Consider the following 13,116-nt stretch of genomic DNA (forward strand, 5'->3'; position numbering starts at 1 on the left):
ATGAAATCTCCTTGGCGCTAGCCGTACACGATGCGGCGCAGTTGGCGCAGGGACAGCTCAGGGGCCGCGACGCGGCGGGCCGACAGCTCGGCGGCGATCCCGGGGAAGATCTGATCGTTGGTGAGACCTCGGGCCTTCATCTCACCGTGGCGGCGGCGGACGTACTCCTCGACGGACTCCGAGAAGTAGGCCACGACCTCCGCCACGACCCGCGCCGCCTCCCCCGGGCCAAGGGAGGTGGTCCGGGTCAGGTGGGTGATCAGATCCTCGTAGGAATGCCGGGCCGTGGACACAGGCCAGGACTTTACGCAGGAAAGAGATGCCACGCCAAGATTTCTGCCCGAATTCGGGCAAGGATACGCACTAGAAGGGCCCGCCGTCCGGCATCGAGCAGGCAATGGACACGTCGAGCACCCCGGGCGCTCCCGATCGGGCACGGGCATGGACGCCCGGTACCCGCGAAGCGCCCGGTCACGCACCGTGCGCCGCGAACCCCGCCCGGAGACCGCGCCGGCCGATCTCCGCACGCTCGAAGACGGCTCACCCGGCGGACTGCGCACACCAGGTCCCCGGACGCGCTAGAGTCTTTGCGTGGCCGGGGATCGTTCCCGAGGCTCACGCGGACGTGGCTCAGCTGGTAGAGCATCACCTTGCCAAGGTGAGGGTCGCGGGTTCGAATCCCGTCGTCCGCTCGAAGATCCTGGTGGAGTGGCCGAGAGGCGAGGCAGCGGCCTGCAAAGCCGCGTACACGGGTTCAAATCCCGTCTCCACCTCGACGGAATCTCGCGCTGCCGGGATCCGGTAAAGTTGTACCAGGCGCTGGCAGGAGCCTCCGGGTTCCTGGTGGTCGCGCGGACGTGGCTCAGCTGGTAGAGCATCACCTTGCCAAGGTGAGGGTCGCGGGTTCGAATCCCGTCGTCCGCTCTGATTCCTCATCGAGGGCGATTAGCTCAGTGGGAGAGCGCTACCTTGACACGGTAGAGGCCACTGGTTCAATCCCAGTATCGCCCACCACCAGATCCCCAGGTCAACGGCCTGGGGATCTTCATTTTAAAGATCGCTGATCATGAAAAGCGTCCCCGCAGGGGACCAGGGATCCGGCGCCGGGGCTGCAGGATCAGACGGTGAGGACGAGCTTGCCCTGGAGGTGGCCGCTCTCGATCAGCCGGTGTGCGTCGGCGATGCGCTCGAACGGGAAGGTCTCCTGCACATGGACCCGGAGCTTGCCCTGTTCGACGAGTTCGACGAGGCGTCGCAGGGCGACCGGATCGGGGTCGACCGCGATGCCGCTGAAGCGCATGCCGGCCGCCTCGAACCTGGCGGCGAGCTCCGTATCCTCCTCGGCGACCGCCGTCACGAGGTGACCCCCTGGGCGGAGCACTTTGAGCGAGCGCTCGGCGGTGTCGCCGCCGACCGTGTCGAGCACCACATCGATGTCGCTGACCGCCTCGGTGAAGTCGACCGCCGTGTAATCAACGACCTCGTCGGCGCCGAACCCCTCGACGAACTCCCGCTTGCTCCCGCTGGCGGTTGCGATCACGTGCGCGCCGAGCGATTTCGCGATCTGGATCGCGACGTGGCCGATCCCGCCGCCACCGCCATGGACCAGGACGCGGTCGCCCTCGGTCACGCCGCCGAGGTCGACGAGGCCCTGCCACGCTGTCAGCCCGACGACCGGCAACGCCGACGCCTCAACGTGTGAGAGCGACGCCGGCTTGCGCGCCAGGTGCAATGCCGGCGCTGCCACGATCTCGGCGTACGCGTTGGCCGCCCGCGGGAACAGCGGCATCCCGAACACCTCATCGCCGGGCCTGAACCGCCACGTCTGCGGCAAACCCTCGACCACGCCGCTGATGTCCCAGCCGAGGATGAACGGCGGCTGGCCGAACAGCGGGAATTCGCCGGCGCGCAGGCGCGGTTCCAGTGGGTTCAGCCCGATCGCCTTGACCCGGACGAGGACCTCGGTCGGAAGGGGTTGGGGCTCGGGCGCGTCCACGATGGCGAGGACCTCTGGGCCGCCGAATGTGTGCTGGGTGATGGCTCGCATGACTCTCCTGGTTTTGGGGTGTGAGAACGAGACCGATGGGAACCAGCAGGCACCATGCCTGAGTCATGGATCGTCCAGGCTGCGACGTACCTGTTGGGGGGGTGCTTTACCGGCCTTCAGGCCCTGGCCTCGGTCGAGGACCACATCGTCGTCTGCGAGGATGCGGAGGCCACGGTGTTGGTGGTGACCGCGCCCCTGGAGGAGCACGGGCGCCAGGTCCTCGCCGAGGCCGGCTCGCTGAGACACCTGATGGTGATCCCGGCTGCAGGTGGCCTGCCTGAGGGCGAGTCTCCCGGAGCTCGACCTCTTGATGCCGGTCCGGCCACCGAGACGGACGTCGCATGGCTGCAGTACACCGGGGGGACGACCGGGAGACCCAAGGGCGTGATGCAGCCTCATCGGTCGATGGTGCAGATGATCTATGCGTACATGGCCGACTTCGAACAGCCGCACTTGCCGCGGTACTTGGCCTCGGCTCCGCTCACCCATGCCACCGGGCTTGGTGTCATCCCAACGCTACTTCGTGGGGGCACCGTCGTGATCGAGCAGGGCTTCGACCCCAGCCGATTCCTCGACATCATCGAGGCGGAGCGCATCAACTGCATCAGCGGCCTTCCGACGATGATCTACACGCTGCTGGACCATGAGCGTCCGGAGACGAGAGACCTATCCAGTCTCGAGGTGATCTGGTATGCCACCGGGCCGATGTCTCCGGTGCGCCTGGCAGAGGCTCGTGAGCGCATCGGTCCGGTCTTTTCCCAGATATATGGGCAGACGGAGTCGACCGGCATCGGGACGGTCCTGCCCAAGGCTGCGCACGAGACCGCGAGCCTGGAGCGGCTTGCCTCCTGTGGTCGTCCCGTGGTCGGGAACCGCATCAGGCTGATCGACGACGACGGTCATGACGTTCCCTTGGGCGAGGTGGGCGAGATCGCCATGCGGAACCGCGGAGTCATGCTTGGCTACAGGAACCTTCCCGAGGAGACAGAGGCAGCGCTCAAGGGCGGTTGGTTGCACACGGGAGACTTGGCCCGTCAGGACGACGAAGGTGTCCTGTACATCGTCGACCGCAAGAAGGACATGATCATCTCCGGGGGCTTCAACATCTACGCGAGCGAAGTCGAAGCCGCCCTGGCAGGGCACCCTTCCGTCGGCTCGGCGGCCGTCATCGGTGTGCCCGACCAGAGGTGGGGCGAGAAGGTCACTGCGTTCGTGGTCGGGCGCCCTGGGCAGGCGGTCGACGTCCTCGCCCTCCAGTCCTTCGTGAAGCAGGTCAAGGGCTCGATGTAGGAGGCATGGGCATCACGCTCGAGGGCTGCCACCCCCGGTACGTCGACCGCATCGCAGCCAGGTATCCCGATCTGAACGTGATCGCGGCTCGGGTGGCGTGGCCCTGGCAGTCGGAGATGATCGCAGTTGCCCTCCACAAGGCGAACGTCTGGATGGAGCTCCACGGTTGGTCTCCGCGCTACTTCTCCGACGAGCTCAAGCGCGAGATTGGGAAGCGGCTCCGCAAGCGGGTGTTCTTCGGGGCCGACTACCCGATGCTCAGCCACGAGCGACTAGTGGAGGAGTGGCGTGAGCAAGGCTTCTCATCGGACGTCCTCGACGACGTGTTCTCAGGCAATGCCGAATCATTCCTCACGTCGATTGGAGTTGAGTGATGGACCTGGGACTGACCGGGAAGGTAGCCATTGTCGGCGGTGGCAGCGATGGCTTGGGTTTCGCGATCGCTGATCGCCTTTTGAGTGAAGGCGCCTTCGTCACGATCTTCGCGCGACGCGCGGAGAAGATCGCAGCCGCCGCAGAAAAACTTGCCGGCAAGTACGGCGAGGAGCAGGTCCTCGGGCTTGCCGCCGATTGCTCGGTCGCCGCCGACATCGACCAGGTCACGGCCTCGACGCTCGAGCGGTTCGGTCCAGCTGTCCACGTCCTGGTCACCAACGACGGTGGACCGCCGATCCGCCGAATCTCGGAGCTCACCGACGATGTGTGGCTTCAAGCCTTCGCACGCCACTTCTTCTACGTGGTCAGGTCCGTGCGAGCGACGCTGCCGCACATGACGGCCGAAGGTGGCAGCATCCTCAACGTCGTCTCGGGTGTCGTTCGGCGTCAGGCCGTCGGCATGGCAGCGCCTGCGACAGTGTGGTCGGCCGTGATCGGCTACGCCCAGACCCTCGCCCTAGAGGTCGGGCCGCACAACATCAACGTCAACACCCTGATGTCCGGGTACTTCGACACCCCGCTTATCGAGAGAACGCTTGAGAGGCAGCCGGAACTCTCCAAAGCTCGTCTGGGGAGCGGGCTACCGATGCGACGCATCGGGGAGCCACTCGAGTTCGCCGACCTAGTCGGTGCGCTCGTGTCACCGCATCTCAGATTTGTGACCGGCGCGGTGGTTCCGGTCGACGGCGGAGCCGGTATCGGGATGGGCGCAAGCTTCGATTCGCCGCCCGCCTCGGAGTGATTGTCCTGGTCATGAAGCTCTCCACCACGCTCATGTACGGCGGCGACCCGCGCTCGGCCGCCGACCAGGTCGCTGGACTTGAGGCCGCCGGGCTCGACACGGTCTGGGTCGCCGAGGGATACGGCTTCGACTCACCGACCCTGATGGGCTACCTCGCGGCCCGCACCTCGACCGTGGAGATCGGCTCGGCGATCCTCAACGTCTACTCCCGCACCCCGGCTCTGCTCGCGCAGACCGCGGCCGGCCTTGACAACGTCACCGGCGGTCGCGCCATCATCGGTCTCGGCGCCTCTGGCCCGCAGGTGGTCGAAGGCTGGCACGGCCTGCCCTACGCCAAGCCGGTCGGCCGGACGAAGGAGACCATAGAGATCATCCGTGCGGTCCTGCGCCGCGAGGTGATCGAGTACAGCGGCCACTCCTTCCAGCTTCCCCTACCCGCCGGCCAGGCCACCGGCCTGGGCAAGCCGCTGAAGATGCTGACCAAGCCGGAGCGCTCCTCGGTCCCGCTCTACATCGCTGCGCTGGGACCCAAGTCGGTCGAGGGTGCGGCAGCGTACGCCGACGGCTGGCTGCCGTTCCTCTACTCCCCCGAGGGCGCCGCCAAGGTTTGGGGCGACTCGCTTGCCGCTGGTGCCGCCGAGCGCTCCGAGGACCTGGCGCCGCTGGAGGTTGTGGCCGGCGGCATCGTCGCGGTCGGCGAGGATGTGAAGGGGATGCTCGACTTCGCGCGGCCGACGTTCGCCCTCTACATCGGCGGCATGGGCGCCCGTGGCAAGAACTTTTACAACGACCTCGCCTGCCGGTACGGCTACGAGGCGGAGGCCAAGGAAATTCAGGACCTCTACCTCGACGGCAAGAAGAAGGAAGCCGAGGCCAAGGTCCCGCTCGAGCTGCTGGAGCAGGTCAACCTCGTCGGCCCGGAGTCGTACGTCAAGGAGCGCATCGAAGCGTTCCGCGAGTCGGGCGTGACCAACCTCCAGGTGACCCCGGTCGGAGACGACCCGGCCGCTCTCGTGCGCCAACTGAAGGAATGGGTGATCTGACTTCCGCTCACCCCCGAGCGCCGCAGGGGCGTCTCCCCTCGGCAGGTCGAGCACGGCACGGCCCTGCCTCGACGTCGAGGATCCCGCCACCGCCCTCGCCGCGAATTGGATGCGCCACAAGGATTACGCAATTGCTCCCCGCGCTCCCGCCCCTCACGAAGATCAACAGGAGCGAACATAATTCCTCAGCCGTTCCCAACAGGCGTCTAGTGAGCCCAACAAACGCCCCTGACCTGCGATATCTGGAGAAATCGCAGGTAAGCGCACGATCGGGACCACCTTGACGCGGTAGAGGCCACTGGTTCAATCCCAGTATCGCCCACCATTTTCAAAGCCCGGGCCCTGTATGGCCTGGGCTTTCTCGTTTTCCCGTCTCCGCCGGTTCCCCGGGCCGCGAACCGATCGAACGAGACGGACGTCTTCATTCATGTGGACCTCAGACGCGCGCTGCCCACCGTCCTGGCCATCGTCGGCGTGTGCGCGGCGGTCCTGCTGATCTCGTGGGCGGTGAGACCCGCGCCGCCGGTGCCGAAGGCGTGTCCCGGGCAGTGGGGCGGCGAGGGCATCGGCGACTGGGTGCCCGCCGCGGCCGACGTCGAGGGGGCAGGGGAGTCGCTCGTGCCCGGCGAGCCGGTGGAGGCGATGATCTGTGCCTACCCGGGCACGAACATGAATCCCGGCGGCGAGCGGCTCGCCGGGGTCCGCGTCCTCAAGGCCGATGCCGCGACGATGGCCCGCGACCTCGCCTACCTGCCGGTGACCACGTCCGACGACCCCAACCGCATCTGCACGGCGGCGGGCGGGCCGATGACGAACTTCCTCGTCCGGTTCGCCTACTCCGGCGGCGAGGCGCTCTGGGTGGGCGGAGCCGAGGAGGTCAACTCCTGCGCGTTGGCGACGAACGGCACGGTCAAGGTTCCGACGTACGTGGGAGGGAGCCTGGGCATCGCCTACCGGCAGGGGGCGTGGCGGATCATGGAGCCGGAGGACCCGTGCAAGGGGCGGCTGCCCAGCCGGCGGGGCCAGGACGAGTTCCTGGTCCCCGATGGCGCCGTCGCCGTGGTGGTGTGCCGCCGCGACCCGCGCGACCGGCGGCCCACCCGGGCGTACCACCGGAAAGCGGAGGCCCAGGCCCTCGCCGAGGCGCTGAACTCCTCGGACACCTGGCCCACCGAGCACACCTTCCGCCAAGTCCCTGGCGCGCGGCCGGGCGAGAACGCGTTCACCCTGCTGTTCCGCTACGCGGACGGGCCGGACGCGGGCGTCCGCGTCGACCTGGGCGCCGAGCCGCCGGTCTCGACCATCATGCTCCAGGGCGACCTGAACGACGACGCCCGCGCCCTTCTGCTCCGCCTGGCCCCGCCTCCCCACCCCTGAGCGACGCGCTCACGGCCGTCGAACGTTGTACGAGCCGGAACGGGACATAACCTGGTGGTTGACCGGGGCGGCCCGACACGATCGACGGGGAAGGACGCACGGACGAGGGAGGGTGCCCGCGATGGCGAAAGTGCTGATCATCACCGGTGACGCGGCCGAGGATCTCGAGGTGATGTACCCGTACCAGCGGCTGCTGGAGGAGGGGTACGAGGTCGACATCGCGGCGCCGAGCGCCAAGAAGCTCCAGTTCGTCGTGCACGACTTCGTGGACGGCTTCGACACCTACACCGAGAAGCCCGGCCACTCCTGGCCCGCCGACGTCGCCTTCGCGGACGTCGACCCGTCCGCCTACGCGGCGCTGGTGATCCCGGGCGGGCGCGCGCCCGAGTACATCCGCAACGACGCCGACTGCCGCCGCATCGTGCGGCACTTCGCCGAAGGCGGCCTGCCCATCGCCGCGCTGTGCCACGGCCCGCTGGTCCTGGCCGCCGCCGGCGTGCTGAAGGGCCGGTCAAGCAGCGCCTACCCCGCCTGCGCGCCCGACGTCGAACTGGCCGGGGCGACGTGGGTGGACAGCGAGGCGCATATCGACGGCAACCTCGTCACCGGCCGCGCCTGGCCGGACCACCCCGCCTGGATGCGCGAGTTCCTCAAGATCCTCAAGGTCGCGGCTCCGGTCTAGAGCCCGACCTCGCGGCGCGTCAGGCCGTCCAAGCACCACGGCCGGTGAGTGGTTTCGGTCATGAGAGACATGGGGCCTCGCCTCCCGCGGTGTCTTCGGGGTTGTCGGGGTCTTCGGGGTCTTCGGGGATGTCGCCGGATTCCAAGGCCGCGGGCACGGCGGGGTCCTCGGTGAGGTCTCCGGTGGCCTCCAGGGACTGGGCCAGGACGCACATCACGCGGCCCGCACGGCGCCGCGCTCGGGGGCGCGGGCGGGCAGGGCGCCCGCGGGGTCGAGGACGATCCCGGTGACGCCGAGATCGGCGAGCATGTGCCGCAGGGCGGGCTCGCTGAGGCGGATCCAGCACTGCCCCTCGCCGAGCACCCTGGTCAGCGCCAGGGGCGAGGAGAACGCGACGGCCGTCCTCGCTCCGGCGACCGTCCGGAACAGGCGCAGCGACACGACGTCGTCCCCTCGCACCGGGACCACTATGAGCGGATCGGCTTCGGTTCCCACGATCTTTCCTCCTGGCAGCGGTTCTGGAGGCCCTTCACATTCGCCTCGAACGCCACGCTAGGACGGGAAAAGGCGTCTGATACCTGCTCTTGACGCCCTTCTGACGGATATGCCCGGAGAACCGACGCGGCTTTGACGCGCCGCCGTCACCCCGGCGTGAGGACGTGAGCAGATGGCCGTAAGCCCGCGAGCAACAAACCGTAAACGGCGCCGGGCACAGTGAGAACGTCGAGGCGGACGCGAGCACTGAGGAGGCTGGAGATGCTGGAGAACCATAGGTTGCGGGTGGCCGTCATCATCGGCAGCACCCGTAGCGGCCGGTTCGGCCCCACGGTGGCCCGCTGGTTCAGCGCCCGTGCCGTCAGGCGCGGAGATCTCGACGTCGACCTGATCGACCTGGCCGAGACCCGCCTGCCCGAGACGCTCACCGACCAGGACGAGGCCCTTCCGCCGCAGGTCCGCGCCCTCGCGCCCCGCCTCGCCGCCGCCGACGCCTTCGTCATTGTCACGCCCGAGTACAACCAGAGCTTTCCGGCGCCGCTGAAGACCGCCATCGACTGGTACTACGAGGAATGGAAGGCCAAGCCCGTCACCTTCGTCTCCTATGGCAGGGAGTCGGGCGGCCTGCACGCCGTCGCCCAGTTGCGCCAGGTCTTCACCGAGTTACACGCCGTGCCGATCCGCAACACGATCAGCCTCCCCTGCTACTGGGAGCTGTTCGCCGCCGACGGGAGCTGGCCGCGACCGGGCGCGGAGTGCAACAGCGCCATCAAGACCACCTTGGACCAGCTCGCGTGGTGGGCGCACGCCCTGCGCGCCGCGCGGGCCGAGCGTCCATACACGACCTGAGACTTCCCTCCCATCCATTACCGAACAGGAAGCGATCGCATTGAGCGACCTTCAGCAGCAAGTGCAGAACACCATCGACGAGCTGGTCGAGTCCGGAGCCGAGCGGGCGCTGCAGGTCGCCGTGTACAAGGACGGTGACCTGGTCGTGGACGCGGTCGCCGGCACCGACCCGGCCACCGGGCGTGCGATCACCGGCGACAGCCCGATCTACAGCAGCTCCAGCAGGTCGGCCCGCAGATCGACCTCGAGCAGCTGCGCGCCATGATGCCGACCTTCTTCAAGATCGCACCGCCGGCCGTGCAGCTGACGGTCGAGCTGTGCAACCGCGACGACTACCTCAAGGCCGACATCCCGGCCGGTGGCACCCTGACCGCGCGTGGCGTGGCCAAGGTGTACGCCGCGCTGGCCGGGCAGCTGCCCGGCACCAAGCCGCTGGTCTCGGCCGAGCGGCTGGCCGAGATCTCGGCGGTGGCCGTCGCCGACACCGACCAGATCTTCGGCATGCCCACCCAGTACGCGCTGGGCTACTCGATCGGCCGTCCGGTGCCCGACGCGCCCGCCGACGCCACCATCATCGGCTGGCCCGGCGCGGGCGGCAGCGTGGCCGATGTCGACCTGACCAACAACATCGCCTTCGCCGTCACCAAGAACCGCTTCACCGCGGGCGACTACACCAACATCGCCCCCATCTCCGCCCTGGTCACCAAGTCCCTGACCTGACCGGGCCCCCACGCCACCAGGCCAGGTCCGTCCTGAACCCGGACCTGGCCTGGTCGACCTCCGGACCCGCCCCTGCCGGCCGTGTGCCTCCTCCGGGGCGCACCGTCCCTGATCGCCGGTGCGCCGCGGAGGGCGTGGGCGGGTTCCGGGTCCAAGGCAACCACCCGACCTACCACCTGGAGTTTCCGTGTCCCGAAAGATCATCGCCGTGGTGTACGCCTCGCTGGACGGCGTCATCGAGAACCCCGAATGGTCCATGCCCTACTTCAACGAACAGGCCGCCCAGCGCGCCCGCGCCACCCTGTTCGCCAGTGACACCCTGCTACTCGGAAAGGGCACCTACGAGGGCTTCGCCCAGGCCTGGCCCACCATGGCCGAACAAGAAGGCATAGACGGCTTCGCTCACCGGATGAACACCCTGCCCAAGTACGTCGTCTCCACCACCATCGAGAAAGCCGAGTGGGGCCCGGTCACGGTCATCCGCGACAACGTGATCGAACAGATCACCGAGCTGAAGAACAAGCCCGGCGACAACATCCTCATCTACGGCGTCGGACAGCTCGCCCACACCCTGCTCGAACACGGCCTGCTCGACGAACTGGAGATCTGGGTCCACCCCGTCCTGGTCGGCATCACCGCCCCCGGCACGCAGATCGTCCGCGAGGGCAGCAAGGCCCTGCTCGAGCTCGCCGAGGCCACCACCTTCGACTCCGGCATCGCCGTCCTGTCCTACCGCCCGGCGACGACCGCCGGCTGACACCACTGAACGACCGCCAAGGGGCGCGCACGGGTATCGTGCGCGCCCCTTCCGCATGCGCGGACCCCCTTCCGGGCCCTGAGGCGCTATGCGCGTTATGGGAGCCATGCACCCGTCACACCGCCGGGGACCTGACGGAGGCCGACCGTTTCCCCTGGCCACGCTGGCGGCCGTACCGGCTGACCTGCTGGCCTGAGCGCGCTCCGCGCATTCCTCGCGCGGTGCCTCGGACCGAACGACTCACGAAAGGCACCTGCCATGCCCAAGATCCTTCTTGCCCTGACGAGCCATGGCGAGCTCGGTGACACCGGCCGGACGACCGGGTTCTACGTGCCCGAGGCCGCACACCCCTACCGGGTGTTCACCGAGGCCGGATACGAGGTGTCCTTCGCCTCCGTCAAGGGCGGCGAGCCCCCGCGCGACGGCGTGGACCCCGGCGACGAGGAGATCACGCGGTTCCTCACCGAGCAGGCCGACCGGCTCGCCTCCACCCCCGCCGCCGGAGAGCTCGACCCGGCCGAGTACCGGGCCGTCCTCTTCGTCGGCGGGCACGGCACCATGTGGGACTTTCCCGGCTCCGAGGAGTTCGCCCGGCTCGCCGCGGCGGTCTACGAGAGCGGCGGCGTGGTCGCGGGCGTGTGCCACGGCCCGGCCGGTCTGGTCAACGTGCGACTGGGCGACGGCACCTACCTCGTGGACGGCAAGGAGGTCAGCGCGTTCACCAACGAGGAAGAGGACGCCGTCGGCCTGAGCGCCGTGGTGCCGTTCTCGCTGGAGACCCGGTTGAGGGAGCGCGGCGCGCGCTTCACCAAGGGACCTGACTTCGCCGAGCACGCCGTGGCCGACGGGCGCCTGGTCACCGGGCAGAACCCGGCGTCCGCGGCCCGGGTCGCGGAGCTCGTGATCGCGGAGCTGGAGCGCGCCTCGGACCTGGGCGGGGACGCGCGCGTGCCGGTGGCCTAGGAAGGCGGAACGGCACGACGAAAAGGGGACCGGGCCGGGCCCGGTCCCCCTCGCGTGCGTCCGGTCAGCCGGCGCGGGGCGGCAGCGCCGGGGGGATGTTGTGGTTCAGGCGGAACAGGTTGGAGGGGTCGTAGTCCCGCTTCACCTCGGCGAGCCGCCGGTAGTCGGCGGTCGTGTAGGCGGCGGGCACCCGTCCCGGGTCGCCGAGGAAGTTCAGGAACGTGGCGCCGGTGCCGTGCGGCCTGAGCTTCGCCGTCACTTCCGGCACGTCGGCGTCGACGCTGATGGCGAACTGCGCCATGCGCGGGCCGATCGGCCCGGCGTCCGGGCCGGGGGCGGCCAGGGCGCCGCCCCAGTGCCGGAGCTCCACGCTGGTCACCGGCGACTCCGGGTCGTCCTGGATCGCGGTGGCGAGCGCGTCCACGACCGGGTCGGGCAGCTCGTGGTAGAAGTCCAGGAACGGCGCGCCCTGTCCGCCCATGACCGCGTCGGCGAAGGTCGTCGAGCGGATGTCGTCCAGGATGGCGGGCCCGGCGATCTCGCGCAGCGGGCGCAGCAGCCGCTCGCCCTCCTCCGGGTCGCCGGCGTACGTGGCCTTGAGGACGAGCACGCGCCGGCCGCGCACCGCCGCGGGGAAGTCCTCGGTGTCGGGAACGCGCCGCAGGACGATGGCGGTGCTGAGCGCGTCGGGGGCCTCGGCCGCCCACCGCCGGTAGAAGTCGAGCGTCTCGGCGCCGCGTTCGATGGAGTGGTACGACTGCCCCGCGTAGACCTCGGGGACCGGGTAGAGCCGGAACTCCAGCGCGGTGACGACGCCGAAGTTGGCGCCTCCCCCGCGCAGCGCCCAGAACAGCGCGGGGTGGCTGTCCGGGCCCGCGGTGACGAGCGAGCCGTCCGCGGTGACGACCTCGGCGCGCAGGACGCTGTCGGCGGCGAAGCCGTGCTTGCGTCCCAGCCATCCGAGCCCGCCGCCGAGGGTGTAGCCCGTGACGCCCACGGTGGCCGAGGAGCCGGCGAGCGGCGCGAGGCCGGACCGCCCGGCCTTCGCGATCACCTCGCCCCACAGCGCGCCGGGGCCGACGCGGGCGATCCGCCGGTCCGGGTCGACCATGACGGCCGACTGGGAGTTGGTCCTGAGCAGGACGCCCCCGTCGGAGGGGACCCAGGTGCCGTGCCCGGAGACCTGGACCGCCAGCGGCAGTTCCTCCTCGCGGGCGGTGAGGACGGCGGCGCGGACGTCCGCGGGCCCGGAAGCCTCGGCGACGACCACCGGGTAGGGGTCGATCGTGTCATATAGGGGTTCCCGGTATTCGTCGTATCCGGGGTCATCCGGTCGGTGAACGGCGCCCTCGAAACCGAGGCGTGAAAGGCGGGCGGCGACGGCGGCGGGGTCGATCCCGGGATATCGGTACGTCTGCTCCTGCACGTTCTGGCTCATCTCAAAACCCTTCCGTCATATCCATCGAAGATCGTCCTGGCGGGCGGTCGGTGGTCGGCGCCCAGGTGGGCGGCCTTCTCGGGGGAAGTCGGAGCAGGCGAGCCGTTCTCTGCACCCGGCTCCAGGGCCGGCGCGAGGGATCCGGACGGGAGGCCGGCTCGCCGGGCGCCCGCACGCCGCGGACCGCGTCCGCTGCCGTGCGGGCTCACGTCGTGCGGTGCCATCTGCGGCTCCTTCGCGCGTGAGTCCGGCCTATTGTGTTTCACTCTGGGGCAGAG

At 69.2% G+C, this 13,116-nt stretch carries 15 protein-coding genes and 4 tRNA genes; 15 read left to right on the forward strand and 4 right to left on the reverse strand.

Going from position 1 to position 13,116, the window contains the following annotated elements:
• Window positions 1–17 precede the first annotated feature (17 nt).
• The gene (locus tag AB0M95_RS03715; protein ID WP_358522159.1) at window positions 18–293 is read right to left on the reverse strand and encodes a hypothetical protein; all 276 of its coding nucleotides are present in this window, start codon (window positions 291–293) and stop codon (window positions 18–20) included.
• A gap of 326 nt (window positions 294–619) precedes the next feature.
• On the opposite strand from AB0M95_RS03715, the gene AB0M95_RS03720 reads away from it, so the two are divergent.
• From AB0M95_RS03720 to AB0M95_RS03735, 4 genes are all read left to right on the forward strand, one after another.
• Window positions 620–692 (forward strand) — tRNA-Gly (locus AB0M95_RS03720).
• 10 nt (window positions 693–702) lie between these two features.
• Window positions 703–773: transfer RNA gene (locus AB0M95_RS03725), tRNA-Cys, on the forward strand.
• A 78-nt stretch (window positions 774–851) separates the two neighbouring features.
• Window positions 852–924: transfer RNA gene (locus tag AB0M95_RS03730), tRNA-Gly, on the forward strand.
• A gap of 15 nt (window positions 925–939) precedes the next feature.
• Window positions 940–1,014, forward strand: a tRNA-Val gene (locus AB0M95_RS03735).
• A 103-nt stretch (window positions 1,015–1,117) separates the two neighbouring features.
• On the opposite strand, the gene AB0M95_RS03740 is transcribed toward AB0M95_RS03735, so the two are convergent.
• Entirely contained in the window at window positions 1,118–1,996 is an 879-nt protein-coding gene (locus AB0M95_RS03740; RefSeq protein WP_363758942.1) for an NADP-dependent oxidoreductase, read from the reverse strand.
• Between the two features lie 105 nt (window positions 1,997–2,101).
• On the opposite strand from AB0M95_RS03740, the gene AB0M95_RS03745 reads away from it, so the two are divergent.
• The 6 genes from AB0M95_RS03745 to AB0M95_RS03770 all read left to right on the forward strand — a co-directional run bounded on the left by AB0M95_RS03745 (window position 2,102) and on the right by AB0M95_RS03770 (window position 7,616).
• Entirely contained in the window at window positions 2,102–3,337 is a 1,236-nt protein-coding gene (locus AB0M95_RS03745) for an AMP-binding protein (protein ID WP_363758945.1), read from the forward strand.
• A gap of 5 nt (window positions 3,338–3,342) precedes the next feature.
• A complete protein-coding gene (locus tag AB0M95_RS03750; RefSeq protein ID WP_363758948.1) occupies window positions 3,343–3,711 on the forward strand; it encodes an amidohydrolase family protein in 369 nt (122 codons plus the stop codon).
• Window positions 3,711–4,514: an SDR family oxidoreductase gene (locus tag AB0M95_RS03755; protein WP_363758951.1), complete on the forward strand. Its 804-nt coding sequence runs from the start codon at window positions 3,711–3,713 to the stop codon at window positions 4,512–4,514. The genes AB0M95_RS03750 and AB0M95_RS03755 overlap by 1 nt, the downstream gene beginning before the upstream one ends.
• 11 nt (window positions 4,515–4,525) lie before the next feature.
• Entirely contained in the window at window positions 4,526–5,557 is a 1,032-nt protein-coding gene (locus tag AB0M95_RS03760) for an LLM class F420-dependent oxidoreductase (RefSeq protein WP_363758954.1), read from the forward strand.
• Between the two features lie 429 nt (window positions 5,558–5,986).
• Window positions 5,987–6,934, forward strand: a complete 948-nt coding sequence (locus tag AB0M95_RS03765) for a hypothetical protein (protein WP_363758957.1) — start codon at window positions 5,987–5,989, stop codon at window positions 6,932–6,934.
• Window positions 6,935–7,055: 121 nt separating this feature from the next.
• On the forward strand, window positions 7,056–7,616 hold the full coding sequence (locus tag AB0M95_RS03770) for a DJ-1/PfpI family protein (RefSeq protein ID WP_358522130.1): 561 nt from the start codon (window positions 7,056–7,058) through the stop codon (window positions 7,614–7,616).
• A gap of 213 nt (window positions 7,617–7,829) precedes the next feature.
• Here the strand turns inward: AB0M95_RS03770 and AB0M95_RS03775 are convergent, their stop codons facing one another.
• The gene (locus AB0M95_RS03775; RefSeq protein WP_363758960.1) at window positions 7,830–8,111 is read right to left on the reverse strand and encodes an SAV_915 family protein; all 282 of its coding nucleotides are present in this window, start codon (window positions 8,109–8,111) and stop codon (window positions 7,830–7,832) included.
• A 261-nt stretch (window positions 8,112–8,372) separates the two neighbouring features.
• Here AB0M95_RS03775 and AB0M95_RS03780 point away from each other — a divergent pair, with 261 nt between their 5' ends.
• From AB0M95_RS03780 to AB0M95_RS03800, 5 genes are all read left to right on the forward strand, one after another.
• Window positions 8,373–8,960: an NAD(P)H-dependent oxidoreductase gene (locus tag AB0M95_RS03780; protein ID WP_363758963.1), complete on the forward strand. Its 588-nt coding sequence runs from the start codon at window positions 8,373–8,375 to the stop codon at window positions 8,958–8,960.
• A gap of 40 nt (window positions 8,961–9,000) precedes the next feature.
• Window positions 9,001–9,225: a hypothetical protein gene (locus AB0M95_RS03785; protein WP_363758966.1), complete on the forward strand. Its 225-nt coding sequence runs from the start codon at window positions 9,001–9,003 to the stop codon at window positions 9,223–9,225.
• Complete coding sequence (locus AB0M95_RS03790) at window positions 9,222–9,680, forward strand: serine hydrolase (protein ID WP_363758969.1); 459 nt, start codon at window positions 9,222–9,224, stop codon at window positions 9,678–9,680. Before AB0M95_RS03785 ends, AB0M95_RS03790 begins: the two co-directional genes overlap by 4 nt.
• Before the next feature lie 187 nt (window positions 9,681–9,867).
• The gene (locus tag AB0M95_RS03795; RefSeq protein ID WP_363758972.1) at window positions 9,868–10,437 is read left to right on the forward strand and encodes a dihydrofolate reductase family protein; all 570 of its coding nucleotides are present in this window, start codon (window positions 9,868–9,870) and stop codon (window positions 10,435–10,437) included.
• A 258-nt stretch (window positions 10,438–10,695) separates the two neighbouring features.
• Window positions 10,696–11,400, forward strand: a complete 705-nt coding sequence (locus tag AB0M95_RS03800; protein ID WP_363758974.1) for a type 1 glutamine amidotransferase domain-containing protein — start codon at window positions 10,696–10,698, stop codon at window positions 11,398–11,400.
• 64 nt (window positions 11,401–11,464) lie between these two features.
• On the opposite strand, the gene AB0M95_RS03805 is transcribed toward AB0M95_RS03800, so the two are convergent.
• Window positions 11,465–12,838 (reverse strand): FAD-binding oxidoreductase, encoded by a 1,374-nt coding sequence (locus AB0M95_RS03805; protein WP_363758977.1) that lies wholly within the window; start codon window positions 12,836–12,838, stop codon window positions 11,465–11,467.
• Between the last annotated feature and the right edge of the window lie 278 nt (window positions 12,839–13,116).

This window comes from Sphaerisporangium sp. NPDC051017 (assembly GCF_040683095.1).
Lineage (GTDB): Bacteria > Actinomycetota > Actinomycetes > Streptosporangiales > Streptosporangiaceae > Sphaerisporangium.

What these genes read in the sequence shown, in the direction of transcription:
- AB0M95_RS03745 (WP_363758945.1), top strand. Translation starts at nt 2,102, where the DNA reads ATGCCTGAGTCATGGATCGTCCAGGCTGCGACGTACCTGTTGGGGGGG.
- AB0M95_RS03750 (WP_363758948.1), top strand. Translation starts at nt 3,343, where the DNA reads ATGGGCATCACGCTCGAGGGCTGCCACCCCCGGTACGTCGACCGCATC.
- AB0M95_RS03755 (WP_363758951.1), top strand. Translation starts at nt 3,711, where the DNA reads ATGGACCTGGGACTGACCGGGAAGGTAGCCATTGTCGGCGGTGGCAGC.
- AB0M95_RS03760 (WP_363758954.1), top strand. Translation starts at nt 4,526, where the DNA reads ATGAAGCTCTCCACCACGCTCATGTACGGCGGCGACCCGCGCTCGGCC.
- AB0M95_RS03770 (WP_358522130.1), top strand. Translation starts at nt 7,056, where the DNA reads ATGGCGAAAGTGCTGATCATCACCGGTGACGCGGCCGAGGATCTCGAG.
- AB0M95_RS03780 (WP_363758963.1), top strand. Translation starts at nt 8,373, where the DNA reads ATGCTGGAGAACCATAGGTTGCGGGTGGCCGTCATCATCGGCAGCACC.
- AB0M95_RS03790 (WP_363758969.1), top strand. Translation starts at nt 9,222, where the DNA reads ATGATGCCGACCTTCTTCAAGATCGCACCGCCGGCCGTGCAGCTGACG.
- AB0M95_RS03800 (WP_363758974.1), top strand. Translation starts at nt 10,696, where the DNA reads ATGCCCAAGATCCTTCTTGCCCTGACGAGCCATGGCGAGCTCGGTGAC.
- AB0M95_RS03805 (WP_363758977.1), bottom strand. Translation starts at nt 12,838, where the DNA reads ATGAGCCAGAACGTGCAGGAGCAGACGTACCGATATCCCGGGATCGAC.